2 protein-coding genes and 1 pseudogene are annotated in these 2,874 nt (G+C 65.9%); all 3 read left to right on the forward strand.

From position 1 onward, the window contains the following. Positions 1 to 2: 2 nt before the first annotated feature. Positions 3 to 209, forward strand: a pseudogene (locus GLA29479_RS23255) (30S ribosomal protein S6--L-glutamate ligase); the annotation flags it as partial. Between the two features lie 582 nt (positions 210 to 791). Beyond that, entirely contained in the window at positions 792 to 1,475 is a 684-nt protein-coding gene (locus GLA29479_RS23260) for a response regulator transcription factor (protein ID WP_031371404.1), read from the forward strand. A 4-nt stretch (positions 1,476 to 1,479) separates the two neighbouring features. After that, complete coding sequence (locus GLA29479_RS23265) at positions 1,480 to 2,808, forward strand: sensor histidine kinase (RefSeq protein ID WP_057973005.1); 1,329 nt, start codon at positions 1,480 to 1,482, stop codon at positions 2,806 to 2,808. Positions 2,809 to 2,874 lie beyond the last annotated feature (66 nt).

The raw sequence follows: 2,874 nt of genomic DNA on the forward strand, positions 1-2,874 counted from the left end.
TCCGCGCCGCCCGCGTGCTCGGCCTGGGCGTGGCCGGCGTCGACCTGATCCGCTCGGTCCGCGGCCCCCTGGTGCTCGAGGTCAACGCCTCGCCGGGCCTGGAGGGCATCGAGGAGGCCAGCGGGGTCGACGTGGCCGGGGAAATCATCGAGCACGTGGCCGGCCAGCTGAAGCTGGGGACCGGGCGTCGCACCGCCACGAGACGCTGAACAGGCGTCCGGCCGGGCCCCGGAGCGGGTCGGCCGGGGAGAATGGCAAGCCTGGCAGGTCATCTGCCGGCGATCCGCCGAACGGTGTCTCCCCGGCGCGGAAGGGCCGGGCCCTCAAGATGACAACTTCAGGTTGCTATTAATTATTTTTTAACATCGTTTTTAACGACGGTTTAATCGAAATCCGCGTAGCGTTACCCGGACCGCAGCACTGCCGCTCCTCCAAGTCACGCTCCTCGTCAGAACGTTACGGATAGGGATCTGGTCGGAAGCAGGTTACGGTAATCGGGGCAATACCCTTTTGGCCCAGGCGCGGTGGCCCCGCGTCTGGGCCTTTGTTTTTTGCGGTCTTTTCCGGCGTTTTGCGTATGTTGGCGTTGCCGGGCGAGCCATGACCTTCGGCCTATGCCGGTGCCGCGGCGCTTGAACGGCGGCCCAGCCCCTGTTCACTTTTTCCGTTCACTTTACATACGCTCTGGCAGAATCGGTCGCTTGCCGCCGCTGCGCATCGCACAGCGGCCCACGAATCCGGAACCTCGGGCGTCTTAGCACGGTCGAACGCCAACCCACTGGGAAGAGCACATGCGCATACTCGTGATCGAAGACAACCAGGACATCGCCGCCAACCTCGGCGACTTCCTCGAAGACCGCGGCCACACGGTGGATTTCGCCGCCGACGGCATCACCGGACTGCACCTGGCGGTCGTGCACGACTTCGACGCCATCGTCCTCGATCTGAACCTGCCCGGTCTCGACGGCCTGGAAGTCTGCCGCAAGCTGCGCAACGAAGCGCGCAAGCAGACGCCGGTGCTGATGCTGACCGCGCGCGACAGCCTCGACAACAAGCTCGCCGGCTTCGATTCCGGCGCCGACGATTACCTGATCAAACCGTTCGCGCTGCAGGAAGTCGAGGTCCGCCTCAACGCCCTGTCGCGCCGCGGCCGCGGCGTGCAGACCCGCGTGCTCAACGCCGCCGACCTGGAGTACAACCTCGACACCCTGGAAGTGCGTCGCCAGGGCAAGCTGCTGCAGCTCAACCCGACCGCGCTGAAGATCCTGCAGGCGCTGATGGAAGCCTCGCCGGCGGTGGTCACCCGCCAGGAACTGGAAACCCGCGTGTGGGGCGAAGAACTGCCCGACTCCGACAGCCTGCGCGTGCACATCCACGGTTTGCGCGCGGTGGTCGACAAGCCGTTCGAGACGCCGTTGATCCAGACCCGCCACGGCATCGGCTATCGCATCGCAGCGCCCGAAAGCAACGGTTGACCGCGTGGCTGCAGAGGATCCTTCCGCGGCGCGGCTGAAGAAAAAGAAGCGCTACCGGCGGCGGTTGCGCAGCCGTATCGTCCTGTCCTTCGTACTGCTGGGTTTCGGCTTGACGGCGATGTTCGCGTTCGCCACCAATTGGACGCGGACGCGGGTCGAGAACGAGCTCGTCGCGGACGTGGTGAATCGCAACATCGACGAATACGCGCGGCAATATTACTCGGCGCCGAATTTGAAGCCCGAGGTGCCGTTCCAACAGATGTGGTTGCGCGTATACAAGAGCGACAGCTTCGAGAGAGTGCGCATCGAGCAGCCCGACTGGTACACCTTGCCCGACGGCATTCACAACATCCAGGGCAAGAACCCGGACGGCAGCCCGTTCTCGTACAAGCTCGGGGTGCGCAAGACGCCGACCGAATGGTTCTTCCTCGCCTACGACATGACCCAGGGCACGCTCAGCGAGGCGCAGTTCAATCGCGCGATCTACCTGTCGGTGCCGGTGTTCACCTTGTTCTCGCTGCTGGTCGGCCTGTGGGCGGCCTCGCGCGTGATGAGCCCGGTGTCGGAGCTGGCCAACCGGCTCAAGCGCTCCGGCCGCAGCGCGCAAGCCGAGGCGCTGGCCGCGCACTTCCCCGACGACGAAGTGGGCCAGCTCGCCGAGGCCCTGGACGATTACGCCGAGCGTCTGACCAACGTGGTCCAGCGCGACCGCGAGTTCAACGCCGACGTCAGCCATGAGTTGCGCACGCCGCTGGCGGTGATCAAGGGCGCGGTCGAGCTGTTGCTGTCGCGCCCGGACATCGAGGACAAGACTCGCAATCGATTGTTGCGTATTCAGCGCGCCGAGCAGCAATGCACCGACCTGATCAGCGCCTTGCTGCTGCTGTCGCGCAACGAGCGCGGGCACGGCGCCACCGACATCGCGCGGCTGTCCGAGCAACTGCTCGACGCCCACCGCGCCCAGCTCGGCGGCAAGCCGCTGACCCTGCGCATCGAAGGCGACGAGCAGGGCCTGGTCGTGGACGCTCCGGAAGCGGCGGTCGCGGTGGCGCTGGGCAACCTGATCGGCAATGCGGTCAAGTACACGACCCAGGGTGAGGTGGTGGTGCGCCTGCACCCGCGTTCGGTCGACGTCATCGATTCCGGCCCCGGCCTCAGCGCCGAAGATGCGGCCAAGCTGTTCGAGCGCGGCTACCGCGGCACCCATGCCGGCCACTCGCAGGGCGGCGGCATCGGCCTGTCGATCGTGCGCCGGCTGTGCGAACTGTACGGCTGGGACGTGCGGGTCAAACCCGGCGAGGCCAGGGGCGTGGTGGCGACGTTGACGTTCTGAGAGCCGGGATTGGTGATTCGGGATTCGGGATTGGCAAAGGCCAAGAGCTGAAACAAAAACGCCCGC

Source organism: Lysobacter antibioticus, assembly GCF_001442535.1.
Taxonomy (GTDB): domain Bacteria; phylum Pseudomonadota; class Gammaproteobacteria; order Xanthomonadales; family Xanthomonadaceae; genus Lysobacter; species Lysobacter antibioticus.